This is a genomic window from Agarivorans gilvus (genome assembly GCF_001420915.1).
GTDB lineage: Bacteria > Pseudomonadota > Gammaproteobacteria > Enterobacterales > Celerinatantimonadaceae > Agarivorans > Agarivorans gilvus.
Genome location: NZ_CP013021.1, coordinates 526,273 through 553,024, shown reverse-complemented (window position 1 = coordinate 553,024; position 26,752 = coordinate 526,273). Strand labels below are relative to the sequence as shown.

General features: G+C 44.6%; 20 protein-coding genes and 5 tRNA genes. 12 read left to right on the top strand and 13 right to left on the bottom strand.

Going from position 1 to position 26,752, the window contains the following annotated elements; genetic code table 11:
* Nucleotides 1–11: 11 nt before the first annotated feature.
* Nucleotides 12–3,062, top strand: a complete 3,051-nt coding sequence (gene ydiJ, locus AR383_RS02640; protein ID WP_055731727.1) for a D-2-hydroxyglutarate dehydrogenase YdiJ — start codon at nucleotides 12–14, stop codon at nucleotides 3,060–3,062.
* Nucleotides 3,059–3,478, top strand: a complete 420-nt coding sequence (locus AR383_RS02635) for a hotdog fold thioesterase (RefSeq protein ID WP_055731726.1) — start codon at nucleotides 3,059–3,061, stop codon at nucleotides 3,476–3,478. Before ydiJ ends, AR383_RS02635 begins: the two co-directional genes overlap by 4 nt.
* A gap of 84 nt (nucleotides 3,479–3,562) precedes the next feature.
* On the opposite strand, the gene AR383_RS02630 is transcribed toward AR383_RS02635, so the two are convergent.
* Entirely contained in the window at nucleotides 3,563–3,982 is a 420-nt protein-coding gene (locus AR383_RS02630) for a helix-turn-helix domain-containing protein (protein WP_055731725.1), read from the bottom strand.
* Nucleotides 3,983–4,095: 113 nt separating this feature from the next.
* Here AR383_RS02630 and AR383_RS02625 point away from each other — a divergent pair, with 113 nt between their 5' ends.
* Nucleotides 4,096–4,800 (top strand): SDR family oxidoreductase, encoded by a 705-nt coding sequence (locus AR383_RS02625; RefSeq protein WP_055731724.1) that lies wholly within the window; start codon nucleotides 4,096–4,098, stop codon nucleotides 4,798–4,800.
* Between the two features lie 43 nt (nucleotides 4,801–4,843).
* Here the strand turns inward: AR383_RS02625 and AR383_RS02620 are convergent.
* The 5 genes from AR383_RS02620 to AR383_RS02600 all read right to left on the bottom strand — a co-directional run bounded on the left by AR383_RS02620 (nucleotide 4,844) and on the right by AR383_RS02600 (nucleotide 5,559).
* A tRNA-Met gene (locus tag AR383_RS02620) sits at nucleotides 4,844–4,920 on the bottom strand.
* An 82-nt stretch (nucleotides 4,921–5,002) separates the two neighbouring features.
* Nucleotides 5,003–5,079 (bottom strand) — tRNA-Met (locus AR383_RS02615).
* A gap of 83 nt (nucleotides 5,080–5,162) precedes the next feature.
* Nucleotides 5,163–5,239, bottom strand: a tRNA-Met gene (locus tag AR383_RS02610).
* Between the two features lie 83 nt (nucleotides 5,240–5,322).
* Nucleotides 5,323–5,399: transfer RNA gene (locus AR383_RS02605), tRNA-Met, on the bottom strand.
* 83 nt (nucleotides 5,400–5,482) lie between these two features.
* A tRNA-Met gene (locus AR383_RS02600) sits at nucleotides 5,483–5,559 on the bottom strand.
* Between the two features lie 159 nt (nucleotides 5,560–5,718).
* Here AR383_RS02600 and rlmKL point away from each other — a divergent pair.
* From rlmKL to rmf, 5 genes are all read left to right on the top strand, one after another.
* A complete protein-coding gene (gene rlmKL, locus AR383_RS02595) occupies nucleotides 5,719–7,815 on the top strand; it encodes a bifunctional 23S rRNA (guanine(2069)-N(7))-methyltransferase RlmK/23S rRNA (guanine(2445)-N(2))-methyltransferase RlmL (protein ID WP_055731723.1) in 2,097 nt (698 codons plus the stop codon).
* A gap of 4 nt (nucleotides 7,816–7,819) precedes the next feature.
* Entirely contained in the window at nucleotides 7,820–8,059 is a 240-nt protein-coding gene (locus AR383_RS02590; protein WP_055731722.1) for a glutaredoxin family protein, read from the top strand.
* On the top strand, nucleotides 8,053–9,948 hold the full coding sequence (gene uup / locus AR383_RS02585; protein WP_055731721.1) for an ATP-binding cassette ATPase Uup: 1,896 nt from the start codon (nucleotides 8,053–8,055) through the stop codon (nucleotides 9,946–9,948). The genes AR383_RS02590 and uup overlap by 7 nt, the downstream gene beginning before the upstream one ends.
* On the top strand, nucleotides 9,945–11,771 hold the full coding sequence (locus AR383_RS02580) for a DUF3466 family protein (RefSeq protein ID WP_055731720.1): 1,827 nt from the start codon (nucleotides 9,945–9,947) through the stop codon (nucleotides 11,769–11,771). Before uup ends, AR383_RS02580 begins: the two co-directional genes overlap by 4 nt.
* Nucleotides 11,772–11,918: 147 nt before the next feature.
* Nucleotides 11,919–12,095 carry a ribosome modulation factor gene (gene rmf, locus AR383_RS21170; RefSeq protein ID WP_083481474.1) on the top strand — a complete coding sequence of 59 codons (177 nt, stop codon included), beginning with the start codon at nucleotides 11,919–11,921 and terminating at the stop codon, nucleotides 12,093–12,095.
* 63 nt (nucleotides 12,096–12,158) lie between these two features.
* Here rmf and fabA read toward each other — a convergent pair whose 3' ends face one another.
* The 4 genes from fabA to rnt all read right to left on the bottom strand — a co-directional run bounded on the left by fabA (nucleotide 12,159) and on the right by rnt (nucleotide 16,767).
* Nucleotides 12,159–12,695 carry a bifunctional 3-hydroxydecanoyl-ACP dehydratase/trans-2-decenoyl-ACP isomerase gene (gene fabA, locus AR383_RS02575; RefSeq protein ID WP_055731719.1) on the bottom strand — a complete coding sequence of 179 codons (537 nt, stop codon included), beginning with the start codon at nucleotides 12,693–12,695 and terminating at the stop codon, nucleotides 12,159–12,161.
* A 75-nt stretch (nucleotides 12,696–12,770) separates the two neighbouring features.
* Nucleotides 12,771–14,705 carry an AAA family ATPase gene (locus AR383_RS02570; RefSeq protein ID WP_055731718.1) on the bottom strand — a complete coding sequence of 645 codons (1,935 nt, stop codon included), beginning with the start codon at nucleotides 14,703–14,705 and terminating at the stop codon, nucleotides 12,771–12,773.
* A gap of 65 nt (nucleotides 14,706–14,770) precedes the next feature.
* Entirely contained in the window at nucleotides 14,771–16,096 is a 1,326-nt protein-coding gene (locus AR383_RS02565; RefSeq protein ID WP_055734944.1) for a Na+/H+ antiporter family protein, read from the bottom strand.
* 8 nt (nucleotides 16,097–16,104) lie between these two features.
* Entirely contained in the window at nucleotides 16,105–16,767 is a 663-nt protein-coding gene (rnt, locus tag AR383_RS02560; protein WP_055731717.1) for a ribonuclease T, read from the bottom strand.
* A gap of 120 nt (nucleotides 16,768–16,887) precedes the next feature.
* Here rnt and AR383_RS02555 point away from each other — a divergent pair, with 120 nt between their 5' ends.
* Nucleotides 16,888–17,757, top strand: a complete 870-nt coding sequence (locus AR383_RS02555) for a flagellar protein MotY (protein WP_055731716.1) — start codon at nucleotides 16,888–16,890, stop codon at nucleotides 17,755–17,757.
* A 678-nt stretch (nucleotides 17,758–18,435) separates the two neighbouring features.
* Entirely contained in the window at nucleotides 18,436–19,095 is a 660-nt protein-coding gene (locus AR383_RS02550; protein ID WP_055731715.1) for a hypothetical protein, read from the top strand.
* 1,180 nt (nucleotides 19,096–20,275) lie between these two features.
* Here AR383_RS02550 and AR383_RS22620 read toward each other — a convergent pair.
* Entirely contained in the window at nucleotides 20,276–20,512 is a 237-nt protein-coding gene (locus AR383_RS22620; RefSeq protein WP_373869455.1) for a hypothetical protein, read from the bottom strand.
* Nucleotides 20,513–20,517: 5 nt separating this feature from the next.
* Nucleotides 20,518–20,820 carry a hypothetical protein gene (locus AR383_RS02530; RefSeq protein WP_157051625.1) on the bottom strand — a complete coding sequence of 101 codons (303 nt, stop codon included), beginning with the start codon at nucleotides 20,818–20,820 and terminating at the stop codon, nucleotides 20,518–20,520.
* A 41-nt stretch (nucleotides 20,821–20,861) separates the two neighbouring features.
* On the opposite strand from AR383_RS02530, the gene AR383_RS02525 reads away from it, so the two are divergent.
* Nucleotides 20,862–21,842 (top strand): transposase, encoded by a 981-nt coding sequence (locus tag AR383_RS02525; protein WP_055731710.1) that lies wholly within the window; start codon nucleotides 20,862–20,864, stop codon nucleotides 21,840–21,842.
* Nucleotides 21,843–22,050: 208 nt separating this feature from the next.
* Entirely contained in the window at nucleotides 22,051–24,465 is a 2,415-nt protein-coding gene (locus tag AR383_RS02520) for a glycoside hydrolase family 31 protein (RefSeq protein WP_055731709.1), read from the top strand.
* 289 nt (nucleotides 24,466–24,754) lie between these two features.
* On the opposite strand, the gene AR383_RS02515 is transcribed toward AR383_RS02520, so the two are convergent.
* A complete protein-coding gene (locus tag AR383_RS02515; RefSeq protein WP_055731708.1) occupies nucleotides 24,755–25,672 on the bottom strand; it encodes a hypothetical protein in 918 nt (305 codons plus the stop codon).
* Nucleotides 25,673–26,752: the final 1,080 nt, after the last annotated feature.

Below are 26,752 nucleotides of genomic sequence, written 5' to 3'. Positions count from 1 at the left end.
ACAACGGATTTATGATCCCTAAGTTAAGCCCTGAGCATTCGCTAGAGTCTCTTTATTTAGATTATCTGAACAAACTTGAGCAGTCTGCTTTTTCCGGTGAAATTGAAACCTCATATGCCAGTCGTTTAGCGGTGGCTACCGACAATTCGGTATATCAATATTTGCCTCAAGCAGTGGTTTTTCCTAAAAATACTGCCGATATTAAGCAGCTTTGTCGTTTGGCCTCTGCCACCCATTTCACCGCTATCAAGCTTACTCCGCGCGGCGGCGGTACCGGAACTAACGGTCAGTCCCTAACTTCTGGCATTGTGGTCGATTTGTCTAAGTTTATGAATCGAGTGTTAGAGTTAAACGTAGAAGAACGTTGGGTTAAGGTAGAAACCGGTATTGTTAAAGATCAGCTTAATGCGGTATTAAAGCCTCATGGATTATTTTTTTCGCCAGAACTCTCTACCAGTAACCGAGCAACCTTAGGCGGTATGATCAATACCGATGCCTCCGGGCAAGGTTCATTGGTTTACGGTAAAACCAGTGATCATGTATTGGCTTTGAAGGCAGTGTTGGTAAATGGTGAAGAGCTAGATACCGCCGCGATTAAACTTGATCAGCTTGATCAGCAGCGTGAGTCGCTAAGCGAAGTGCTGGCAGCGGTTAAACATGCCTGTGTTGATAAACGCAGCTTGGTAGAAGAAAAGTTCCCTCAACTTAATCGCTTCTTGACCGGTTACGATTTAAAAAATGCCTATAAACCTGAAGATGATAGCCTCGATCTAACACGCATTTTATGTGGCTCGGAAGGCTCTTTAGCGTTTATTACTGAAGCGAAGTTAGACCTCACCGCGATACCAAAATATCGCAGCCTAGTGACAGTGAAGTATGATTCTTTTAATTCGGCCTTACGCCATGCACCAAGTTTGGTAGAGGCTCAAGCGCTGTCGGTTGAAACTATCGACTCTAAGGTACTTAATTTAGCCCAACAAGATGTTGTGTGGGACAGTGTTAGTGAGTTGATTCAAGATGTGCCTAACCAAGATATGCAAGGCATTAACATCGTCGAGTTCGCCGAGAATGACGCGCAATTGCAGCAACAAAAAGTCGCTGCGCTGATCGACACTCTGTCTGCAGAAGGTATCAGCGAGCTTGGCGTGATTGGCTTTCAACACTGTGACGATTTACCCAGCATTAATGCCATTTACAACATGCGTAAAAAGGCCGTGGGCCTGTTGGGTAATACCGAAGGCGCAGCTAAGCCGGTTGCCTTTACCGAAGATACTTGTGTACCACCGGAGAACCTAGCTGATTTTATTGTTGAGTTTAGAGCCTTATTGGACCAGCAAGGTCTGCATTACGGCATGTTTGGCCATGTGGACTCAGGGGTATTACACGTACGTCCTGCGCTAGATCTGTGTGACCCGCAGCAAGAAATATTGATGCGAGAAATCTCCGATCAAGTGGTCGCTTTAACTGCTAAGTATAAAGGCTTGATGTGGGGTGAGCACGGTAAAGGCTTCCGCTCAGAATATGGGCCGGCCTTCTTCGGAGAAGAGTTGTTTGCCGAGCTGCGTAAAATCAAAGCAGCCTTCGACCCTAATAACCAGATAAACCCCGGTAAAATATGTACTCCGCTGCACAATGAAGAAGGCTTGGTTTCGGTTGATGGCACTAAACGTGGCCAATATGACCGACAAATTGCTGTAGAAGTTCGTGACAGCTACAAAAATGCCATGGAATGTAACGGCAACGGACTGTGTTTTAACTACGACACCGCCAGTCCCATGTGCCCGTCATTTAAGGCCACTGGCGATCGTCGTTTTTCACCTAAGGGTAGAGCCGGATTAATGCGTGAGTGGCTACGTCAGCTGGCCGCTTTACAGGTTGACCCCTTAGCGCAAGAGCAGAAGCTTAACTCTGGAGCCCTCGCTCCAGATTCGTGGTTACTGAAAATCCGTAACACTATGGCAAAAGCCAAGGGTGAATACGACTATAGCCATGAAGTATTTGAAGCCATGCAAACTTGTCTAGCTTGTAAAGCTTGTACTACCGGCTGTCCTATTAAAGTGGATGTACCGACTTTCCGTTCGCGCTTTTTAAATATTTACCATGGCCGTTATTTGCGCCCAATTAAAGATTACTTTGTCGCCTACGTAGAAAGCTATGCGCCACTGATGGCCAAGGCTCCAAGGTTATTCAACAGCCTAATGGAGCCAAAATGGATTAGCCAGCTAATCACTAAGTTCATTGGCATGGTTGATATTCCAAGTTTGAGTTATCCCACCTTAGCCAAACGTTTACCTGAGAGCTTGGTAAGCAAATATGATTTTAAAGCGCTACAGGGTTTAACTGAGCAACAGAAACAGAAAACCGTATTGGTGGTGCAAGACCCGTTCACGACCTTCTACGAAGCCGAATTAGTTGAAGACTTTGTCAAACTAGCTAAGTTATTGGGGATTACTCCGGTGTTATTGCCGTTTAAGCCCAATGGTAAGCCTCAGCATATCAAGGGTTTCTTAAGTAAGTTTAATAAATCGGCGCAAACCAGTGCTGCTTTTCTCAATCAAGTAGCAGAGTTGGGTATCCCCATGGTTGGGGTGGAGCCTGCCTTGGTACTGTGTTACCGCGACGAATACAAGCACGCCCTAGGTGAACAGCGTGGTGACTTTGTAGTGCAAGTGGTGCAGGAATGGCTGGACGCCTTAGCACCCGAAGTCGGTGAACAGTTGCAAGCCAGCGATAAAGACATCTGGTATTTATTTGGTCATTGTACTGAGAAAGCACTGAAAGCCGATGCCTTTAAACAATGGCAAAAGGTATTTCAGCGCTTTGGCGCCAGCTTAGAAGATGTCGCCGTGGGTTGTTGTGGTATGGCGGGCACTTACGGCCACGACGCCAAACAATATGAAACCTCTAAAGCGATTTATGACTTGAGCTGGAAGCAAAAAATGGCCGAGTTACCTAGAGAACGTTGTATGGTTACTGGTTACTCCTGCCGTAGTCAGGTTAAACGCCTTGAAGGCGCCAAACCAAAACATCCTCTACAGATCTTACTAACGGTGCTGTCATGAGTATTTGGAACGTTCCAATGAGCCTCGATGGCTTAAATGCCATGGGGGAGGGCAATATGTTGTCCTTCCTCGATATCCGTTTTTGTGAAATCGGTGATGATTACTTAGTCGCCAGCATGCCCGTTACCGCTAAAGTAAAGCAGCCCATGGGCCTATTACACGGCGGGGCAAGCGTAGTACTGGCAGAGAGTATCGGTAGTTGTGCAGCTTATTGTGTAGCCGGAGAAAACGCCATGGTGGTGGGAGTAGAAATTAACGCCAATCACCTAAAAGCGGTACGTAATGGTGAAGTTGTTGCCAAGGCGAAGCCTATTAAGCTGGGTAGAACCTTGCAGGTGTGGCAAATTGACATTCACCAGCAACAAGATCTGGTGTGTAGCTCGCGCCTTACCGTGATGGTGAAATCTAAGTCGTAGCTGCAGTAGCTACAAACTCAGTAATAACCTTCTGTTGTTACTGAGTTTGCTTCTCAAAGCTAGGGTTAACGGACCGCTTAAGCCTTAATCACACAGCCCCATCACGTAATTCACAAAGGGTTTCGCTTCATCTAAATCGAAGTAACCATCTTTTTTGCGAGTACTGCGTAAATACTGGTAGGTAGCTACAATCACTTTCATGACTTTTTCATTTTCTACGCTTAAGTCATGATATTTGACTTCGGCTAAAGTGAGTTGCACGGCCTTTTCTAAGGCTTGCATATCCACTACTTCAGCCTTGCGGTATTGATAACCCTCTCCGGTGGCGAGCCACTCTAATGAGCAATTGGCCTTTTGCGCGATTTGATTGGCTTTAGCTAGACTCGGCTCCGAGCCTTTCAGATATTTGCGTATTAAGCTTTCACTTAACTCTACTTTGCGGGCAAAGCTACTAATGCTTTGCTCAGCCATTAACTCTTTTAAACGATGGGCGAAATCACTCATAACCTACGTTGCCTCTCGTACTATAGTACGGGTTAAATAGTACTGTGGTATTGATTGTAGCAAGCATTATTGCAAAATACTCAACTTACTTAGAACTATAAGACGAGACAAATATGCAAAGCTCAAAATATAAGACGGCAATTATTACCGGTGGCGCAAGCGGTATTGGTTATGCGATCGCCCAGCGCTTAGCCGAACACGGAGTTAAGGTGATTATTAGCTCGCGTAATCAACATCGCTTGCAACAAGCGGCACAACATTTAAGCCAAGGTAGTGCTCATCCGGTGCGCTACTTTTGCTGTGATGTAAGATCTAAACAGCAGGTACAAGCGTTGAGAGACTATGCTATCGATCAGTTCGGCAGAATCGATATCCTAATAAATAACAGTGGATTAGGCGTGAGTGACAGTATTGAAGACTGTAGTGAAGAAGACTGGGATTTAGTCGTAGATACTTGTACCAAAGGTACATTTCTAATGAGCCAAGCAGTACTGCCCACTATGAAAAACCAGCAAAGTGGATTTATTCTGAATATTGCTTCTCAGGCCGCTAAACATGGCTACGCGAATGCGGGCCCTTACTGCGCTGCTAAATTTGCTGTTTTGGGTTTGGCTGCTGCGTTGCAAGAAGAAGTGCGTCAACATGGCATTAAAGTACATAGTTTGTGTCCGGGTTTGGTGCAGGTTCCCGCACCACAGTGCGAATCTGAGCAAAAGAAAGGCTGGTTACAGGTAAAAGATCTTGCCGAAGCCGCGATGTTTGTAATGAGCCAACCTGCAAGAGTTCAGTTGGAAAACATTGGCCTGTATGGCTTCTGAAGAAGTTAGAACTAAATAGGGAAGTGATTAGCGATTTAAGAATTGGTTGCGGGAGCCGGATTTGAACCAACGACCTTCGGGTTATGAGCCCGACGAGCTACCAGACTGCTCCATCCCGCGTCCGGTCTTAACTGAATAGTTAAGTGATCTGAATAATTGTTCGGCCTAGCTATTCAAACTAGACAATTCTTAAATAAAGAATTGGTTGCGGGAGCCGGATTTGAACCAACGACCTTCGGGTTATGAGCCCGACGAGCTACCAGACTGCTCCATCCCGCGTCCGGTCTTAACTGAATAAGTTAAGTGATCTGAATAATTGTTCGGCCTAGCTATTCAAACTAGACAATTCTTAAACAAAGAATTGGTTGCGGGAGCCGGATTTGAACCAACGACCTTCGGGTTATGAGCCCGACGAGCTACCAGACTGCTCCATCCCGCGTCCGGTCTTAACTGAATAAGTTAAGTGATCTGAATAATTGTTCGGCCTAGCTATTCAAACTAGACAATTCTTAAATAAAGAATTGGTTGCGGGAGCCGGATTTGAACCAACGACCTTCGGGTTATGAGCCCGACGAGCTACCAGACTGCTCCATCCCGCGTCCGGTCTTAACTGAATAAGTTAAGTGATTTGAATAATTGTACGGCCTAGCTATTCAAACTAGACAATTCTTAAATAAAGAATTGGTTGCGGGAGCCGGATTTGAACCAACGACCTTCGGGTTATGAGCCCGACGAGCTACCAGACTGCTCCATCCCGCGTCCGTAATGCGGAGCGCATAGTAAGCAGTGAGCCGACATTTTACAAGATATAATTCGCATTTTTTTATTAAGTGCCGATTATTTAGCCGGATGAGGCTTTTACTACTGATCTTAACTAAAACAGGTATAATCCACGGGTTAATCAAATAGAGTAGACAAATGGCAGATTTTTTCGCTTCAACCGCTAAAGGTTTAGAAAGCTTATGTTTAGAAGAGATTACCGCACTGGGTGCAGAAAACTGTAAGCAGACAGTAGCAGGGGTGAGTTTCACATGTGATTGGCCCACCGCTTATAAGATTTGTTTGTGGACACGGTTTGCATCTCGCATTTTGTTGCGCTTGGTAGAAACTCAAGCCGATAACGTAAGTGAACTCTATGCTAGCGCTTATCAAATCAATTGGGCTAAATATTTCGCAGTCGATCAAACCTTCTCGGTGCATTGCACCGGCACCAACCACTTCATTAATAATAGCCAGTTTGGTGCTTTAACAGTTAAAGATGCCATTGTTGATCAATTTAAGAAACAATTTGGCGAGCGACCTAATGTTGCTAAAACCGATGAAGATGCACGTATTATTGTGCGCATTGCCGGCAAACACTTAGCCATATCTTTGGATTTAGTCGGTTTGTCCTTGCACCGGCGTGGTTACCGCAGTGAGCAGGGTGAAGCGCCAGTTCGAGAAAACTTGGCTGCTGCCTTGGTGGCTCGCAGTCAATGGTCGGAAAACTATCTGATCGATCCTATGTGTGGTTCTGGCACCTTATTAATTGAAGCGGCTATGCAAGCAGCTGATATTGCTCCTGGTTTAGAGCGCGAGTTCGCCTTTACCCGCTTTGCTAACTTTGCCAAAGCCGCTTGGGCTGAGATTTTACAACAAGCGCAAGACCGCGCCACGCTGGGACTAGAGCAGTGTAATAAGAAGTTGATTGGCTATGACATCGACCGCCGCATGGTGGCGCTTGCTAAAGCCAATATTGAGCGGGCGGGTCTAAGTAAACTGATATCGGTACACGTGCATGACGCAGCCGAGCTACCCAGCCCTCCTAAGCAAGCGGGTCTTATTCTATCTAACCCTCCCTATGGCGAGCGCTTAGGTGAATTAACTAAGTTAATTGGTTTGTTTCTTTCTTTTGGGGCTAGTGTTCGTTCGCAGTATGGGGGATGGCGTTTAGCACTATTTACTGCGACGCCAGAATTACTGGACTACCTACGTTTACGCAGCGATAAGCAATATAAGTTTTTTAACGGGGCGCTGCCCTGTGTATTAAAGATTTATCAAATCGGCGAGGGTGCTTCGTCGGAACAGCAGCAATACGCGCCTGATTTTGTTAATCGCTTAATCAAAAACAAAAAGAAACTGCAAAAATGGATTAATCGGGAAAACATCTCCTGTTACCGCTTATATGATGCAGATCTTCCCGAATACAATGTGGCTGTTGACGTCTACCACGATTACATGGTGGTGCAGGAATATCGTGCACCCAAGAGCATTGATGCCAACAAGGCGCGACGTCGCTTACTTGATTTACTTACCGGTTTGTTGCAAAGCGGCTTAGTGGCCAATGATAAGTTGGTGATAAAACAGCGAGCGCAACAAAAAGGTCGGCAACAGTACCAACGCCAAAGTGATGAAAAAGAACGCTTTGTAGTGCAAGAATATGGTGCTCAGTTCTATGTTAATTTAACCGACTATTTAGATACCGGTCTGTTTCTTGACCATCGCAATATGCGTCACTATCTGCAACAACATAGCCAAGGTAAAAAGGTTCTTAATCTATTTGCCTATACTGGTTCGGCCAGTGTTCATGCTGCGTTAGGTGGAGCAGATAAAGTGACTACGGTTGATATGTCTAATACCTATTTGAATTGGGCTAAAGACAATTTCCGCCTAAATCAGCTACCGATTAATAAACATGAGTTTATTCGCGCCGACTGTATGGCTTGGCTTAAGTCGCCGATTTCTCAACGCTGGGATATGATATTTCTTGATCCTCCTACTTTTTCTAATTCTAAGAAAATGGAGGAAACGTTTGATATTCAACGAGATCACCTTGATTTGTTGAAGTCGGTTTCGCGTTTGCTTAATCCCGGTGGTAAGCTGATTTTTTCCAATAACAAACGTCATTTTAAAATCGATAAAGAAGGCTTGAGCCAGTTAGGCCTGCGCGCAGATAACATCTCGAATCAGTCTTTGTCGCCAGATTTTGAACGCAATAAACACATTCATAACTGTTGGATGATTCACAAGGATTAGTTGTATGACATGGATATTGTATAGTACCGATGGCTGTCATTTATGCGAAGACGCTAAGGCTTTAATATTGGCTAATCCCAATATTACAGAGTTACATGAGCAGGACATAATTGAAGATGACGCATTAGTCGATGAGTATCGATATAGTATTCCTGTGCTCTGTCATGAACCGAGCCAACAGCGGCTTAACTGGCCCTTTGACGCCAGCCAGCTAAAACAATTTATAGAGAACTGTACGTGTTAGTTAACTTACAAGATGCTTGTTTAGCTTACGGCGATACACCGCTGCTAAATAAAGCCAATATACAAATTAATCGTAATGAACGGGTTTGTTTGGTAGGGCGTAACGGCGCTGGTAAAAGTACCTTGCTGCAAGTGTTGGAAGGGGCGATTCAGCTTGATTCTGGCCAACGCCAATTGGTTAATGATGTCGTCATTACGCGCTTGCAACAGGACCCGCCTCAGGCTAGTGAACAGCGTATCTTTGATTTTGTTGCCGCGGGCAAACCGCAAATTGGTAGTTTGTTGAGTGAATTTCATCAGCTTACCTCTAACATCGATGAGAACTCTAGTGAACAAGCACTAAAACGCATGCAACAAGTCCAGCACGAGATAGATGTGCTAGATGGCTGGAAATTTGATAGCGAAATACAAAAAGTATTAACAACGATGGGCCTTGATGGTGAAGCTTCATTGCAAGGTTTATCCGGTGGTTGGTTGCGTAAGGTGGCTTTGGCCAAGGCCTTGGCCGGTGAGCCGGATATTTTGTTATTAGACGAGCCTACCAACCACCTTGATATTTCTACGATCCAGTGGCTAGAAGAGTTCTTAGTTAATTTCAAAGGCACGATAGTATTTATCAGCCACGACCGTGCCTTTATTCGTAAGATAGCTACTCGCATTATCGATATTGACCGAGGTGTATTAACCTCTTGGCCGGGTAACTACGATGCTTACCTAGACGGCAAAGCGGAATGGTTGCGCGTAGAAGAAGAGCAAAACGCGCTTTTTGATAAACGCTTAGCCGAAGAAGAAGCTTGGATCCGTCAAGGTATTAAGGCTCGCCGTACCCGTAACGAGGGTAGAGTAAGAGCACTTAAAGCAATGCGTAACGAACGTAGTGAGCGAGTAAACCGCCAGGGCACGTCTAAGATGCAAATTGACGATGGTTTACGCTCGGGCAAGGTGGTATTTGAAGCTGAGCAACTTAGCTTTGCTTATCCCGGGCAGAAGCAGCCGATCATTTCACCGCTCGATTTATTGGTAATGCGCGGCGATAAAATTGCACTAGTTGGTGCTAACGGCTGTGGTAAATCTACCTTAATCAAAATTTTGTTACAGCAACTGCAGCCCAGTGGCGGTAGTTTAAAGGTAGGGACCAACTTATCGGTCGCCTATTTTGACCAATATCGTCAGGAGTTGGACCCAGACAAAACCTTGTTAGATAACCTTGCTGGCGGTAAGCAGGAAGTAGAGATAAATGGTAGTAAGCGCCATGTTATGGGTTACTTACAAGATTTTTTATTTCACCCCAAACGCGCTTTCACGCCAGTAAAAGCCTTGTCGGGCGGTGAGAAAAACCGTTTGATGCTAGCCAAGTTGTTTTTAAAACCGGCCAATTTGTTGGTATTGGATGAACCAACCAACGATCTTGATGTCGAAACGCTGGAGCTACTGGAAGAGCTAGTCAGTCAATATACTGGTACGGTATTGCTGGTAAGCCACGACCGTAGCTTTATTGATAATACTGCTAGCCATATTTGGTATTTTGATGGCAAGGGTAGGGTTGACACCTTCGTTGGCGGTTACACGGAAACCATTAGCTATTTGCAGCAACAGCAAAAAGCCCAAGTGGTTAAGCCCGCAGTAAAAACTGAAACCGTTCAGCGGCCAGTGAAACAATCTAAAAAATTGTCGTATAAGTTGCAGCTTGAACTTGACCAGTTGCCGGAAAAATTAGAAGCTGCCGAAGCTGAGGTTGAGCAGCTACAAAGTAAAGTGAATGAACCCGAGTTTTTCAATCTCGATCAAGATCTTGTTCAATCAACTTTAACTCGTTTAGCCAGTGCAGAAGAACAGCTTGAAGCCCTGTTTATGCGTTGGGAAGAATTGGAAGAATTAAAAAATTCATGAAGAAATCACTACTAACACGATCGTTTCGTCTTGCATTCGCGCCTTTATTGTTGTCTGTAAGTTACGCTCACGCAGCACAAACCGAATCATACTACTTAATCGAAGAAATTCCTTTTAGCGCCGAAAACGGCCTCAGCGAGGCGCAAAGTAACATCGTGGTAACGGCCGCCAGCGAAGACGGTGAATTTATCGCCGGCAACGCCTTAAGCTTTAGAACCTACTTCCGTTTTTATGACTTTGCTAATCGCACCACTTATGACTATGGCTGTCAGTATGCCAGTGAAGTGTGCAGTTTGTTCAATGAAGGTGAAGGGTCATTCTACGATCTTTATCGTAAGCGCCTGCGCGAGCAGCGTTCTACCTTGTATCAATCTAACGTATTAGCGTTTCTTGCCGAACGTAATGTTAGCGGCAGCCATAGCGACGGGAAAAATATTTCGCCACTACCTCAATGGAGCACCATTAACGAAAAGCTGTTTATTTTCGATGAGCAGACTAACAGTGATTACACCACCGATACCCGCGTTAATCATATTGATAGTGAGTTAGGCTGGGCGGTGGGTTATGACTCAGCGCCATTTTCTATCAGCACCGAAACCTACTACACCCGTGAGTTTATTCAACGCGGTTTTGCTTACAACCTATTCACCCAAGCGAAGGTCAGCCTGCTTCCTACTGCCTTTAATAGCAGTGGTGATTTGGCCGATGACCGTGGTGGCTTATCTGCAGGTTTAACCACCATAGAACAAGACGGTCGTATTTTGGTGATTGGCCTTGCCAGTGTTGGTTATTCAAATAGCGACAGTTTTGGCGAATGTCAGCGTGGTGAAGAGCAAAGCTATTACCGTTGTTCTGGTTTTAATACTCAAGCCTGGGTATGGGATATTACCGATGCCCAAGATGGTGATGAGGTGACTGGCCAAGCCTTGGTTGATGGTTACGCGCGCTCTCGCTATAGCAATGCGCCCAATTATAACTACTTAAATGATTATAACGGCGAATTTTTTGTTGGTTTGTCTTCTGATGATGTTTACGACAGTTATAACGGATCACGTGGACGAGCCGCCATTTACACCGACAACGGTGATGGCAGCTATCAAGTAAACCGTATTCCCAATATTCGTATCGATGGTGATAACGACCAATTTGATGATTCGGTTTCTCACACCTGGGCTAACGCGGTTAACCAACAAAACCTAGTGGTTGGTAACCTCCGTTATGTTGAAGTGAAATCACGTAACCGTCCGGTAGAAGGCTTTGTCTATGACGCCAATGAAAGCTCAGAAAACTATGAGACAGTAAACTGGCCACTACGTAATAAACCCTTTAGCGGGGCCAACAGCGAATTTGCCGACATCAACAATCACGGTCTAATCGTTGGTTGGAAAGACGGCGCAACCGAAGAGCAGCCCGCTTATAACGGTACTACTCGACGTCAAACTGCGATGTTATTGGATTACCAGCGTTATTTAGACGGTGAAACTACCTTTAATTGGTCGCTTAACCAGTTGACCTGTTATGAGCAAGACGGTGAAGCACATCTTCCTCTATACCGTATGGAATATGCGACTCATATTAACGATGAGGGAGAGATCTTCGCCAGTGGTTATCACTACCAAACCGCCAACGATTTTATCTACGGAGTAAATCCTCGCCCGGTATTGTTGAAGCTGGTGAGAAACCCTGCTGTGACTGATATCGATGATTTGGCGGTTTGCCCAAGCTTAGAAGAGCAGAAATACCAGCGTAAAGGAGCGGCTAATATTTGGCTTGGCTTGATCTTGTTACCACTGGTTTTTGTGAGACGTTTCATAAAAAAATAAATTATCTTTTAGCTGTAACAAAAAGATCAGATAGTTAGCGAATACTTAAAAATTTGCTTTTGATCTTTTAAAAACGATAAGCGATAGTAGATCAGGAGTCCAGTTGGACTCCTGATTTGTTTTCTGATCTTGATAAGGAAGAAGTCTATGAAACGACAAAAACGCGATCGTTTAGAAAGAGCGCATGCCAAAGGATATCAAGCAGGTTTGTCAGGAAGGTCAAAAGAGACCTGTCCGTATGGAGGAGCAGATGCCAGGGGGCATTGGTACGGTGGGTGGCGTGAGGCTGTTGAAGAACGCGTTTCGGGACTAGACAATCATTAACATCAACAACAAGATATAAAAAAAGCCCTTGATAGGGCTTTTTTTTGGCTAGTACTCTTTAGCTTAGAAACTAGAAGTATCGGTAAATAAACCAACTTTCAAATCGTTAGCAGAGTAAATTTCACGGCCGTCAACTTCCACTACGCCGTCGGCAATACCCATTACCAATTTACGCATAATCACGCGCTTCATTTGAATGCGGTAGGTGACTTTTTTCGCGGTAGGCAGAACTTGGCCAGTGAATTTAACCTCACCAACACCTAAAGCACGGCCTTTACCTGGCCCGCCGCTCCAGCCCAAGAAGAAGCCCACTAATTGCCACATTGCATCTAGGCCTAAGCAGCCAGGCATTACTGGGTCACCAGGGAAGTGGCAATCAAAAAACCAAAGATCAGGTGTAATATCCAGCTCTGCTACAATTTCACCATTACCAAATTCACCACCTTCATGGGTGATTTTTAGAATTCGATCCATCATCAACATATTTGGAGCGGGTAATTTACTGTTACCTTCGCCGAATAAAAGGCCTTGGCTGCAATCAAGCAACTCTTGGCGTTCATAGCTAGTTTTACCTAACTCTTTTTGCGAAACCTGAGTCATGAATTATACCTTTAAAAAATTTGCGGCTACTTTAGCTAACAGGTGTTCGCTAAACAAGTCCGATGTCTAAAAATATTAAGATAGTTTGATTAACTTGGTAAATTTGTGAATCAAAGCCTGAGCCAAACTGGGCTCATCACTGCCCACGTTTACCCGTTTATAAATTTTACCTAATACGCTGTTTTCGTCGCTAAGCTTACCCGCCTCTAGTTTAAACAAGTAGGGGATAGCCTGTTCGATGTTTTCCACCGCGTAAATGCTCAGCTCTTGGCGCTGGCAAGCTTTTATCACTGCTTGGCTTAAGTTGAGCTGTTTTAGGTTGGCCTTAGGGATGACAACCGCCAATGGCTGATTTGCTTCCAGCAATTTGCCTACGCGGTAAAAGCCTTCAATTTTTTCGTTAATTCCACCCACGGCCAATACATTGCCTTTTTGGTCCAGTGCACCGGTGACTGCAGTATTTTGCTCAATAGCTAAGCGCGACAGGGCACTTAACAGGGCTAAACAACTGGCTAAAGAAGCGCTATCACCTTCTATCTCATGGTAAGACTGCTCAAACACGATATTCGCGGAGTAGGGAAAGTGGTGCTCTAGGGCAAACAGTTCGCTGAGAAAGCCATGGATAATCATCATCGATTTTGCATGAATATTCCCCGCTAGCTCGGCTTTGCGCTCCACATCCATGAAATCGCCATCGCCTTGGAAAACATTGGCAGTGATCCTGATGGGCTCACCGAAGGAGTGCCCCAGACCATTGAAGTCGATCACCGACAAACCGTTAATCTGGCCAACTCGCGAGCCGCTTAAGTTAATTTGGGTTTGTCTATCTTTATAAGACAAGTCGCTAAATAGTTGTTGGCCGTTTATGTGTTGGGCAAGAGAATCTAAGGCCTGCTCAAAGCCTTGGGCATCTTGGCTTAAGCCTAAGTGTTGAATAAGGCGAAGAGGTTTCATGACTTCAGCCATATTCAAGCTCAGTAGCTGTTGATGTTCACATAAAAAGGCGGCTCGTTGCAGTACGGGGTAGTAGAGAGGCTCAACTAAAGGTGCTAATTCTTCACGCTGGAGTTGCCAATTTATTTGGCTGAGGTAGGCCGAAAAGTTGTCATCGCTTGCCACTAAATCCAAAGGTAGTTCGGTTTCAATGAGACATTGCGAGGCCAGCTCTGGGTCTAGTTGATAAAGGTCAGCAATGGCATTTGCATTACCGGTAATGATCAATTTGGTTGAAATGGCTAAGTCTTGCGCTTGCCACAAACGTTGATGACCAGCCAATTTGTCCCAGCTGAAGGTGGCGGTTTTCAAGCAGCTTTTTAACTCAAACCAAAGGTTTGCCTCTGCCAGTATGTCATCGGCATTTACCACTAAAATACCCGAGGCCGCTTTCGCGATTAAACCGAGATTAAGCTGTTCCAAGCCTGCCATTTGACCACTTGCTGGCATCAGCTGTTCGCCAAATAGCTGCTGGCGGTTGAACTGGTGGCAATAAAGTAGCTCATTGCTACTACGCCATACTTTTATACCAGCCTCTGGTGACATGGCTTGCGGCTGGGTTTGCACGTATTGCTTTAAGGCTGTTAATGCCTGATACAGCGCGGTTGTTTGTTCGCCTTCAAATTGCTCAAGCAAATCTGCTAGCGCCTGCTCCCATGAGCGTTCGGCGGTGGCAAGGCGCTGTTGCTCTAGGGTTTGTTGAATGCTGAGATACTGTTGTTCACTTAGTGACAGGCAAACAGCTTTGCTAGGAGTATTAGGGCTGAAAATAAGGGCGTAGGCAGTGGCTACTGTCTGTGACTTCGGCGAAAGCTGGGCAAAGATCTCTGGTAAATCAAAAAAACTTGCGGCTTGGCACACCAAAAAAGGCTGAGCAGACCTCGTTGTCGCAAAAAACTCGATGCTGGCTTTAAGCCGAGGAAGCAACTGAGGCCATTGTTGGCTGGATGACAGTTGCAGTTCGCTTAACGAATATTGCGGGCTCAGCATTTCTAAGGGTAGGGCGTGTTCAGTCAATTTGTGTTTCCATTTAGCAAGCGTGCTTTTAAGTATTTTTGTTAGTTAAAACAAACCATTAAAATTTATAAGACAATAGCTGCAATCCAACCAAAAACCAATAACGGCAGGTTAAAATGCAAGAAGGTTGGCACTACAGTATCCCAGATATGGTCGTGTTGCCCGTCACTATTTAAACCCGCTGTTGGGCCAAGTGTTGAATCAGATGCGGGCGAGCCGGCATCACCCAATGCTGCAGCGGTACCAACAAGGGCAACCGTGGCTAGTTCAGAAAAACCTAAAGATAGCGCAAGCGGTACATAAATCGCAGCAATAATAGGAATGGTTGAGAATGACGAGCCGATCCCCATGGTGATCAATAGGCCCATTAATAACAATACTGCTGCCGCAAAGGCCTTGTTGCTACCGAGAATTTGCTCAGCGCTAGCCACCAAATCGGGCACGCCGCCGCTAGCTTTCATCACACTGGCAAAACCATTTGCTGCAATCATGATAAAACCAATCAAGGCCATTAGTTTAACGCCTTCAATAAACAAGTCTTGGCTGTTTTGCGGGCGGATCCCCGAGGCGGTAGTGAGCATTAAAAAGCCGGCTAAAGCACCAATAATAATAGAGCCGGTATAAACGTTGATGGCCAATGCCGCTACGATAATAGCGATATTCATCATACTACGGACCGCGCTAGGCGTGGTCACGGGCTCACTATGCACTAATACATCACGCTCGACATGCTGATATTGACGAGGCTTTCGGTATGACACAAAAATCGCCAGTAACAAGCCTAACACCATGCCAAGGGCTGGAATAGTCATCGCTAGTGGCAATTGGCTTTGCTCTATGTTTAAGCCAGCGCTAGTAATATTGCCGTAGAGCAATTGATTTAAGAAGATACTACCAAAGCCATAGGGCAGCCACATATAGGTGGTAACAAGGCCAAAGGTAATACAACAGGCAATAATACGTCGGTCTAGATTCAGTTGATTAAACGCAGCAGTGAGTGGCGGAATTAAAATAGGAATAAAGGCGATATGCACCGGTACTAGGTTTTGCGAGCATACCGCCATAATAATAATGGCACCCAACATCATCCACTTTACTAGTGACAAATGGGTCTCACGATGTTGCTCCACATTACGAATAATTTTGTGTGCTATTAAGTCAGTAAGGCCACTGCGCGAAATTGCTACCGCAAAGGCGCCTAATAAGGCGTAGCTTAGGGCGATTTCAGCACCGTCACCTAAACCGCCTTCAAAAGCCTTGATAGTATCACTCAGGCTTAGCCCTGAGAGTAAACCACCTAATAATGCGCTCACCGTCAGTGCAATAATAACGTTAACCTTAAGTAGGCTCAGCACCAGCATCAAACATACGGATAATACGACGGGGTTGATTAATAGGCTCATGCTTGTTCATTCTGTTCTGAAGGTTGGGGGAGAGGCCAGCCACCTAGGCTTTGCCATTTATTAACGATTAAGCAGAAAAGCTCTGCGGTTTTTTCAGCATCGTATAGGGCTGAGTGCGCCTCTTGATTACTGAATTCTAATCCGGCCTCACGGCAAGCCTTAGCTAATACCGTTTGGCCTAGCGCCAAGGCGCTAATACTGGTGGTATCAAAGCTCACAAAAGGGTGAAACGGATTACGTTTAATATTACAACGCTCTACCGCCGCATTGAAAAAGCCCATATCAAAAGCGGCATTGTGCGCCACCATTACTGCACGATTACAACCATGGGCCTTCAAGGCTTTACGGATCGGCTTAAACATTTCTTTTAAGGCATGTTCTTCGCTTACCGCTCCACGTAAGGGGTTATGGGGGTCGATACCGGTAAAGTCTAGCGCGGCCTGCTCTAAGTTAGCCCCTTCAAAAGGCTCTACATTAAATTGAATTTTTTGTAGTACCTCCAGCTCCCCCGCTGAATTAAAGGTAAGCAAGCAAGCGGCAATCTCCAACATGGCGTCGGTTTTTGGATTAAAGCCTGCGGTTTCTATGTCGATAACGACAGGGTAATAGCCGCGAAATCGGCTAGACATTAACTGAGTCGTGTGTTCTGTAATGGTCATAATGTGGGAAACTGAAAATAGAAGCGCGCATTATTACAAAAGCTGCAAAGAATCGCGAATTTGCTTTAAAGAATATCGAGGATGGGCCGATAATTTATCGAGAAGAGAGGATTTTTGCGAATGAAACGTTACTTAGTGCTGCCTTTTGTTATCTGCGCTATCTCTGCCCAGGCTAGCGTGCGTACCTATACCGCACCGTTGGATGATTCTACATGGGTAATGTCTAGCCAGTCGCCGATTGAGTGTCGTATGGACCACATTATTCCATCGTTTGGGGTGGCTAGCTTTGTGAGCCGCGCGTCCAAACAGGTTAATCTAGATTTTTATCTGGATATGTATCGTATTAGCGCTGAAACTCATCAAGTCTCCTTACGCAGTGTGCCACCACGCTGGAAACCCGGTGCTAGCGTGAAAAAAATCAGCGAACTATCTTTTTACCAGCAGTTTGACGGTTATGTAAACGAGCAGCCCGCCTGGCAGATGCTTAGTGAATTAGAAGACGGTAATGTGCCGACGTTTTACTTTAACGATTGGTATGCCAATAGCACCACTACAGCGGTGGGTATTTCTTCTATTAACTTCAAACAACAATACGATGAATTTATCAAGTGCGTAGGGCGCTTGTTGCCGTATTCTTTCGAGGATATTGCCTTTACCGTATTAAGTTATCAGTCTAACAGTGACGAGTTAACCGCACGTTCAAAACAGCGCTTGCAGCTAATTGGCGACTATGTAAAACACGATCCGAATATTGATGTGGTGTTAGTGGACGCCTACACCGACAGTTATGGCGGCAAATGGATCAATCAAGAGCTCTCAGAAAAACGCGCCAATATGGTCAAAGACTACTTTAGATCTAACGGTTTAGATGAAAGTGCCATTGATGTGTCAGGTCATGGCGAACGCCGTCATGTTGCCACAAACGCCACACCTTTAGGCCGAGAACGTAACCGCCGCGTGGTGATTTCTCTAGGTAAAGATTTACTTTAATTTCCTTTCTTGAGTTATTTAAGGCTGGCTAAGTTCGCATAAAACAAGAATGTTGCTAGTCGCCTTAGCACAGTAAAAAGCAGCTTGTTAGCTGCTTTTTTTGTGGGTGAGAGTGGGGTTTGGCTGCTTAAGCTTACGGCGTAGTGTGAGTGATGTAGTTGGTTTTATTGGTTTTTTGAGCCGTGGTCTAGGTTAAGTGTTGGGGAAAGGTGTTAGTGTGTGGCGATTTTAGAATGGGTGTCTGATTTATTTAATCTCTGATTTATTTAATCGAAGCATTCCCCCCAGCCACAGCCAAGTCACAGTCTAGTTTTTGCGTACCAATCTAAGTTTGGTGATTTCGTAAAAATGCTTCACCAAATCCATCAGCCCAATCTACGATACCAGCGATTATGTCAAAGCGGGGCTTTGGTGGGTTAATTCCTCCAGCATATAGTAGACCGACACTAGTTCGATGGAGCGTCCGAACTGATTCTGCTTTTTGTACAGCATATTCTAGGTAGCCTTTATCAATTTTTGGCTTAACTTCTAAAACAGTTCAACAAATGCAATCAAGAAAAAGTACATTTAGGGCTGATTTTATTAGAGATAAATGTTTTGGTGAGTAAGTTATCACTTGTGGTGATTGCGGTTGTATTGATATTATTCGCAGTAATTAATGTTATCTAGGATTGATACATGGCAAACTCAACACTAGCAACGGACACTCGTTATAAACATAAGCTGCATGACGCAGAGCCCTTAAAATTTTTTATTGCGCTTATGGATCTAAAACCATTTCAGAATGAGCTCACTAATGAACCAAAAGCGTTAGTCATTCTTTCAGGCATAGCAATGTACAGAAGTCTTCCCCGTCAAAGGCAGATGCATTTGCTGCAAGAGATTCTTGCTCTTCCCAATAAAAGGTTATCTGGCCATCTTTATGGAATTGTGGGCCAGTTTACAGCTAACACTGCTTGGCACCCTTGGTCTATGACTGCCAAAGAACTTCAGTCTTATTTTGCTAGCAACAAAGCTGTCTCTGATGCACTAACTGAGGCTGGCTTCGGAACACCAAGCGTAAGTGCTGCAGCAGTTGTTGGCGGCATTTATGGAGGGTTAACATTAGGGCTTGGAGGCCAAGCTTCAGCAACTGCTGCCTCAGCTGCCACATCAAACCCTTTGCTGGAAGTTGCAAAGAAACTAGGGCTAAAAGGAAGAATAACCAAAATCGGCGGTCGAATGCTCGGCGTATTTGTTATCGCCGTAATTGGATTAAATATGTGCGCCACAACCAGTGCAAAACAGGCAAAAAAAGAGTTGGCGCTTAGAGGAATGCTAGATTTGGCTGATTACTAATGATTTGGTTTATATTTGGGCTCGTTGTTGGTGTCCCTCTTTTGCATCTATATGTAAAAAAGACTTTTACCTCGAAGGCAGAAGGGACGCTTTCTATGGAAGACATAAGGCGATTCCCTATCGTCATTGCGCTACTTTGTGCATCCATTCTAACTTCAGTTATTAGGTTGACCCTTGGATATGAAAGTTTGCTGATATTCATCGGTGCATTAGCTAGCTCTTACCTAGTAGCCTTCATTTATAGCAAGAATAACCTAAGGGCTAAGAGTGACTCTTAAACGATTGATCGTAACTTTGCTTCTAGTCGCGTTTAGCACTGCCTGTGGGTCTAAAAGCAAAACCCTAACTTGCGACATTGAGACGCTTGATGGAAGCGCAGTTATCCCCTCAATAAGGCAATTTGGCAATGACACTAAGTATGATGTTGAATTAGAACTAGAGGAACACTGGGTAAATCTTTCTGTTGGTGTAATTAGAGACGAGCATGAGTCAACGTTATACGCAGCCTCAAATAAGGCTTCCAATGCTAAGGATAGGCTTGAGTTGACACATAAAGAATATCAGCGAGTATGGGCTGAGGACATGTTCCATAAGGTAGATTTAGTTTCGTCAGAAAGAAGTCACTGGGTCGATATCGAGAGTCGGACATCTATATGGAATGTCCGACTTGGAGATAACTCAAACACTTCGACCATAGGCTTGTGGGCAGTGGTTGATGGTAAAGTCCTTTTCACCGTAACCGTACTTGCAACAACAAAAGCGCCGGGCACTGCAGCACTGTCTCACGATAGCTCAGTTTCTCTAATTCAAGAGATAACTGAGCAATGCCAATTGTCTGAGCTTTAAGTTTCTTCGAGCTTTGTTAACTGTCGGCTGAAATTATATAAGACATATATGGACGCCCCGTGTTTTGCAACTCTTGATTGAAGATTGGTTCGCTGACATATATCCGGCGTCTTTAAGTTGGGCGATTCATTAATATGCCCTGCGCCATGATGAGATCCGAACCCGGCCGCCTATACACCCACACGGCATAAAATGCCTCGTCTTATTCTCAGGCTCTTGCCGGGACGGATAACCGTTTTTCCATCAAGGTTTGCAAACTCTAGGGTGACGTTTATATCTCTTTTTTCTGCCTAATCAGTTAATTAAACAGTTCTGTTACTCTTTTTTTCTATATTCATGCCGTTTTAAAGGCCCGGCTTAACTGAAACTCTTGATCTCCGCTTATGAGCCGCCAGGCGATCCTGCCGAGTTTATTTGCCAGTGCCACGACCGCGTTAACTTTTCCTCGTCGAGCAACCAGTCCGTTAAGCCAACGTCCCATTGCATCCTGACGCTTAGCTGCAAACCGTAGCACTGCTCTGGCACCATGAATCAACAATGTTCGCAGTTCTCTGTTGCCGTTTTTAGTCATGCCCATCAATTTAGCCTTCCCTCCGCTACTGTGCTGGCGGTGACAATGGGACCAAAGCCGGGGATTTTTAGCAAAGCTTGATAGCGAGGATGATGCTTTGCCAAGCGTGTTAACTCATCAGTTAACGAGTCGATATCACGGGAGATTATCTTAATGTCATCATACAGCCCTTGCAGCAGGCTGCGTATTACCGTTGATAAGCCGTTATCGGCATCTTCCAATGTGGCGGGCAGCTGCTCCTGCAGTGTTTTTAATCCTTTTGGGAAAATAACGCCGTATTGATTCAAATATGACGAAATATTCGCCACTGCTCTACGCTTAAGCAAAGCCTTAGCGTGGAGCTTTTGTTATGCCTCAGCCTAGAAAATCGCAAGTGAGTTTGGATGATACCTGTGTTTCCCGCTGTGTTCGAAGGGCTTATTTGTGTGGTGAAGATAAGCAAACAGGCAAGAGTTATGAACACCGCCGCCAGTGGGTGGAAGACTACTTGCTAAGGCTGGCAGAAGTATTCGCCATTGATGTGTGCGCTTATGCGGTGATGAGTAACCACACTCATATCGTCCTGCATGTGAATCAACAACAAGCTGAGGCTTGGTCAATACAAGAGGTACTTGAGCGCTGGCATCGCCTGCACAAGGGCACTTTACTTACCCAAATGTATTTAAACTCAGAGCTTCGCGCCCAACTCGATGCCAGCCAACTGCAGTGCGTTAACGATACCGCTGAAATTTACCGTAAGCGCCTTTATGACTTAAGTTGGTTTATGCGCCAACTGAATGAACATATTGCCAGACAAGCGAATAAAGAAGATAAGTGCACAGGCAGATTCTGGGAAGGGCGTTTTAAGTCTCAAGCCTTACTCGATGAAGCGGCGCTCATGGCTTGTATTGCGTATGTGGACTTAAACCCAATCAGGGCAAAAATGGAAACAACGCCTGAATCATCCAAGCATACCAGTGTTAAGTTAAGAGCCAAGGCAGTACAACAAAAGAAAGCCCAACCTAAAACACTGTTTCCCTTTGTCGGTAACCCCAGAAACAACATGCCCCAAGGTTTACCTTTTCAATTACACCATTACTTAGAATTAGTCGACAGCACTGGCCGCATTGTTCGAGAAGACAAGCGAGGCCACTTAAGCTTAGAGGCTAGCCCAATCATGCAACGCTTAGGCATCGCCGCGGAGCAATGGTTAAGCCTAAGTTGTGAGTTTGAACAACACTTTTCCGGAGCGGTGGGTAAAGAGCGCCTATTGCGACAATACCATCAACACCTGGGTCATAAGCGCACCACTGGCTTAAGCCGATGCCGCTGCTTGCTCAATAGCGCTTAATTTCCCTCATTTATTTTTACCCAATCATCAGCCATGCTGAGACTTTGGCTAGGGCTAAGTGAATCCAGCTGATTTAGCTTATCTCTTTAAATTGTCGAGATTTTTTGAGCTTGGCTCTAGGTTAACTATGGCAGAAAGGTGTTATTGTTGGTTTTGTTTTTATAGTTACAGTTTGCATTTTATCTACCTCTTTATTGAGGGAACAAATATGAAAATGAGTTGGTCTCTAGTCAGCAAGTTTTTGCTTGTACTATGGCTGGGTTTTGGAACTCAGGCCTCTCAAGCGTCTAAGCAGGTGTGGCAAAGCAAAATACTCAATCAGCATACGCTAGTTCTAACTGCTGGTGTTGAGCAGCCTAATTTTTTTGAGCCTAGTTTAATGCTAGAAACCTCGCACAATGAAGCGCTTCCTTTATTGCCTATTAAAGAGTCCCTATCTAGTCCTTGGTATCAACTGAATCTTGTTGAGCAAGGCCGCTGTTTGTCCCTAGTAGATGCTGCACATTCCAAGCAAGCGCTTAGCCGTTTATGTTTAGAGTCGCAGAAAGTAGATCGGTGGAAGTTAAGCTTAAGCGAAGGGGGAATTCAACAGATTTACGGCCTTGGTCAGCAGCACAATACCCAAGGGAATGCCGACGGCGATTGGATAGGCCGTAAGCGTATTCCGGGTAATCGCATGGGTAATGCTATGGTGTATCAAGGTGAAGGTGCGGTAGGCAATACCCAAATTCCGATTATGTATTTATTGGGCGAGGGTAAACAAAACTTAGCCTTGTTTTTTGACCATGTTCAGCCTTTAGTATTTGATTTCACCAAAGCACCATATTCTATCCAAGGCAAAGGTAAGCGAGCCAGAATCATCCTGATTGCGGGAGAAAACCTAGCTGATTTACGTTCTCGTTACTTAGCGTTGACCGGTAAGCCGCCAGTTCCGCCCAAGGCGATGTTTGGCTTGTGGTTGTCGGAATACGGTTTTGATAATTGGCAAGAATTAGACAGTAAACTTGCTAGCTTACATAAAGCGCAATTTCCGCTTTCGGGTGTAGTGCTCGATCTACAGTGGTTTGGTGGAATTAAAGAAAATTCTAACTATACCCAAATGGGCTCTCTCACCTGGGACGAGAAAAACTTCCCCAATCATCAGCAAAAAATAGCTGAATTAAAGCAGCGTAATATTGGCGTGATGGTTATTGAAGAACCATATATTGGCGGCGAGCTTAATGAGTTCTATTCACTTGCTCACGCGGGTGCATTGGCCCGTAGTTGTGCTCCGCCTTGCATGGAGCCTGCTTACATAAAAGACAATCCATGGTGGGGTAAGGGCGGTATGCTGGATTACTCTAGTGATAAAGGTGCAGCCTTTTGGCATGACTATCGCCGTGAAGCCCTAATTGATGATGGAGTGATTGCCCATTGGACCGATTTAGGTGAGCCCGAGCTTTACCAGCGTAAAGCATGGTATGCAGGGGTGAATATTGATGGCGAACTGAAACATGACCATCAAAGTGTCCATAACTTGTATAACCTGTTGTGGAGTCGAAGTATTTATAAGGGTTATCAACGTAACCAGCGCCAGCAGCGTCCGTTCATTATGAGCCGCTCTGGTACAGCAGGCAGCCAAGCTTATGGTGTGGCGATGTGGTCGGGCGATATAGGAGTTAATTTAGCTAACTTACGTAGCCACTTTAATGCACAAATGCATATGAGTTTGTCGGGCATTGATTATTTTGGCTCAGACATTGGCGGGTTTCATGGTACCTCTTGGGATGAGCAATATACCCAATGGTTTGCCGCGGCGCTATTTACCGATGTACCGGTAAGGCCGCACACCCAAAACCTGTGTAACTGCAAAGAAACCGCACCAGACAGAATTGGCGATACTGCCAGTAACTTGTTCAATGTTAAGCAGCGCTATGCTTTAAATCCGTACTATTACACCCTGGCGCATAGGGCGTGGCGCGAAGGAAAAGCCGTTGTTGCACCTTTAGTTTATGCTTATCAAGAAGATCCTCAAGCTAGATCGAATGGTTCGATGAAGTTGATCGGGAATGCATTATTGGTAGCCGTGGAAGCTAAGGATAAGGCTGAAGAGACCTCGGTTTATCTACCCAAAGGACAATGGTTTGATTACCGTACCAAGCAAATGTTTAACAGTAGCGGTGAGCAACTACAGCAGCCTTTATATATAAATGAAATATACCGCTTACCGTTGTTTGTTAAAGCGGGCCATATAGTGCCGCGACAAGTTGAGAATGAAGCGACGCTAGATTTGCTGGTGGTGCTGGATGAAAGTGGCCAAGCAAAAGGTCAATTAATAGAAGATGACGGTGCAACTATCGCCTATCAACAGCAAGCTATTCAGGAAACTCAGTTTAGTGCTGAACTTGCTGATAGTTTACGAATACGTATCCACCCAGCCAAAGGGCAGTATCAAGATGCTCCGAATGTAAAGTCTTATCAGCTAGAGCTAGCTAATCTAGTTAAAAGCAAAACAATAAAGGCCGCTTATTTTAATGGTCAGGTTATTGAGTTAGGCAAGCAAACCGCTAGTGGTTTTCTCTTAGCTGCTCAGCAAGTAGATGTATATCAAGGCGGCGAATGGTTGCTTGAGTTTAATGAGTAAGCGGTGGAGCTAGAAGATATTAAGGGCCTGTCGGTTTGAAATAATTAATTGAGACATATATGGACGCCCCGTGTTTATCAACTGATGATTGAAAATCGGTTCGCTGACAACTATCTGGCGTCTTTAAGTAGGGCGATTCATTAAGAATAAGAAGCCACTCAATGAGTGGCTTTGTCGGTTTGGCTTTCAGGTAACTAGGCCTTTTCGCAGCAAATAGCATTGGTTGTGATGTAAAAGTATCGCCCGCTGTTACGCTTTGACTCTGGTAAATACACGGGCTTTGACGTTATTAAATAGCCGATGTCGACGTTTCCATAATTCGCTTGCAATTATCCCAACGATTAAGGCAAAAAAAAGTACATATTGCTGGGCTAGGGTCATGCAGTATCTTTTGGACAAGACTACGAGCTTGAAAATGGCAGAGATAAATAAACAGTGATGACATTGCGATAGTGGTGATTGGAAGAGCAAGTAACTTTGGAAATGGAATCGCTGGCACCCATAAGGTTGCTAGCAAGCCAAAGTACATTACAGTTACATTGCCCCCAAAATCATGGAGCAAATCATATAAACACACCAAAGTAAGTATCCCAGTAGTTAGCCATTTCTGTGTTGTAGTTTTGCTGAGAGAGATAAGGGCACCAAGTACGAACATATAGAACATCAAATGTGGTAGGCGATCCATTAAAGCACTAGTGTCAAATTGTGATAGGAACAGAAACCGCACAAGCACAGAAATGACCGTTGCAACTGCAAAGAAGCGATAGGGGGCAAGGGTTAATTGCCAACGCACGGGCTTAATGATTAGCAGGCATGCAAAAAGAACATAAATCTGAATAAGCACGTCTAAAAACCAGTAACTGAAGCCATGGGCGTAATTAGGGCCTAACCAATTGCCCATCAAGAACAGACCAAACCAATGAAATTCGCCGAAAACAGTGTAAAGAAGAATCATGTAGAGGCAAGTTGGTACAATAATTTTTATAACGAAGCGGAAGTATTTTTGTAAAAAGCCAATCCCGTCTACGCTTTCAGGCTTGTCTGCAGAAAAACCAAATTTTGGAAGGGTGAAACGGACAAAATTGTAACCGGAAAGCGCTATAAGGTAAAAAGCACCACCAGTAAGCGCTATGAAACCAAAATGGCTTGCCACAATAGCGAAAATAGAAAAAGCACGGAGTAGTATTGAGACTTCTAGGCGTTGCATTTCACTGATTCCCTGTGAGCACCTTCTATTATTTGAGACTGGACGGCTGTGGAAGTCAAGTAAATTTGATTTATGTCACATTAATATAAACATTTTTATTATCTCTATCTCGGGCAGCTTATAGCTTGTTACCAGAAAAAGTGTCAGTGTTTTCCTTGTTTTACATTCGCTAGGGTTTGTAGATTTAGGCTAATCCAGAGAGCAGCTATTTAGTTTGTCTCTCATCCGAAAAAAGCCACTTAATGAGTGGCTTTGTCGGTCTGGGTTTAAGCTAGGTGTTCTTTAAAGAGCGGCTTAGCTTATCAAAGGGGATGATACCCACTTGCTCACACAATTCGGTTTAGTTAGCACTAGGGATAATCATCAACTCTTTGGGTTGTGCTGCGTTCAGTGCTAGGAGCTATACTTGAGTCCGCCATAGCCTTGCTAGCTACAAAAGAGCTTAAGCCAAGAATCGTTGCGCCAGCCGTTGTCATTTTGAATACATCTCGACGTTTTACATTTTCTAGCGTTTGGTCACGCTGACTTGTCTTATTGAGTCTAATCAGTGAGATAGCGTAGCCCTGGCGTGTTAAGGTGGCCGCGCCGAAGCTAAAATAGTTATCAGTTGCCCAAGTGGCTGGCAGATTAGGTGGCTCAGCTCGAATTCAACAGTAACTACTTTGCCAAGTGGTTGGTTTTTTATCTAGCCAGATACTCACTATTGATTACCCAATCGTCTACAAATCAAATTCTCCAGCGAAGCAAAATAGCTTTGGTATAAGCCACAAGCAGACTGGTTATCTGTAAATATTATCTAAATAACAGATACATATACTTAGATTGTGGTTGTTTATACATATAGTTGGGAATGGGCAATTAGTACTAATTGTTGTCTTTTAACTCCTATTGTATTCACCTTAATTGCTTTCTGTGTAGCTCGCTAAGTAAGCTGGAGTGTATTGCTATTTTTTGAGGAATCGAGCCTATTTTAGGAGCCTTTAATTACCTACTAACAATGCGCTCTTAAAAGGTGATGACGAATCAATCATAAATTATTCACAGCCAAGTCCTAAGCCGAGTGAGCTTAAGTTACATTAA

Excerpts from the sequence above, each read along its gene's own strand:
- ydiJ (WP_055731727.1), top strand. The coding sequence starts at position 12 with ATGATCCCTAAGTTAAGCCCTGAGCATTCGCTAGAGTCTCTTTATTTA.
- AR383_RS02635 (WP_055731726.1), top strand. The coding sequence starts at position 3,059 with ATGAGTATTTGGAACGTTCCAATGAGCCTCGATGGCTTAAATGCCATG.
- AR383_RS02630 (WP_055731725.1), bottom strand. The coding sequence starts at position 3,982 with ATGAGTGATTTCGCCCATCGTTTAAAAGAGTTAATGGCTGAGCAAAGC.
- AR383_RS02625 (WP_055731724.1), top strand. The coding sequence starts at position 4,096 with ATGCAAAGCTCAAAATATAAGACGGCAATTATTACCGGTGGCGCAAGC.
- rlmKL (WP_055731723.1), top strand. The coding sequence starts at position 5,719 with ATGGCAGATTTTTTCGCTTCAACCGCTAAAGGTTTAGAAAGCTTATGT.
- AR383_RS02590 (WP_055731722.1), top strand. The coding sequence starts at position 7,820 with ATGACATGGATATTGTATAGTACCGATGGCTGTCATTTATGCGAAGAC.
- AR383_RS02580 (WP_055731720.1), top strand. The coding sequence starts at position 9,945 with ATGAAGAAATCACTACTAACACGATCGTTTCGTCTTGCATTCGCGCCT.
- rmf (WP_083481474.1), top strand. The coding sequence starts at position 11,919 with ATGAAACGACAAAAACGCGATCGTTTAGAAAGAGCGCATGCCAAAGGA.
- fabA (WP_055731719.1), bottom strand. The coding sequence starts at position 12,695 with ATGACTCAGGTTTCGCAAAAAGAGTTAGGTAAAACTAGCTATGAACGC.
- rnt (WP_055731717.1), bottom strand. The coding sequence starts at position 16,767 with ATGACCATTACAGAACACACGACTCAGTTAATGTCTAGCCGATTTCGC.
- AR383_RS02555 (WP_055731716.1), top strand. The coding sequence starts at position 16,888 with ATGAAACGTTACTTAGTGCTGCCTTTTGTTATCTGCGCTATCTCTGCC.
- AR383_RS02550 (WP_055731715.1), top strand. The coding sequence starts at position 18,436 with ATGGCAAACTCAACACTAGCAACGGACACTCGTTATAAACATAAGCTG.
- AR383_RS22620 (WP_373869455.1), bottom strand. The coding sequence starts at position 20,512 with ATGACTAAAAACGGCAACAGAGAACTGCGAACATTGTTGATTCATGGT.
- AR383_RS02525 (WP_055731710.1), top strand. The coding sequence starts at position 20,862 with ATGCCTCAGCCTAGAAAATCGCAAGTGAGTTTGGATGATACCTGTGTT.
- AR383_RS02520 (WP_055731709.1), top strand. The coding sequence starts at position 22,051 with ATGAAAATGAGTTGGTCTCTAGTCAGCAAGTTTTTGCTTGTACTATGG.
- AR383_RS02515 (WP_055731708.1), bottom strand. The coding sequence starts at position 25,672 with ATGCAACGCCTAGAAGTCTCAATACTACTCCGTGCTTTTTCTATTTTC.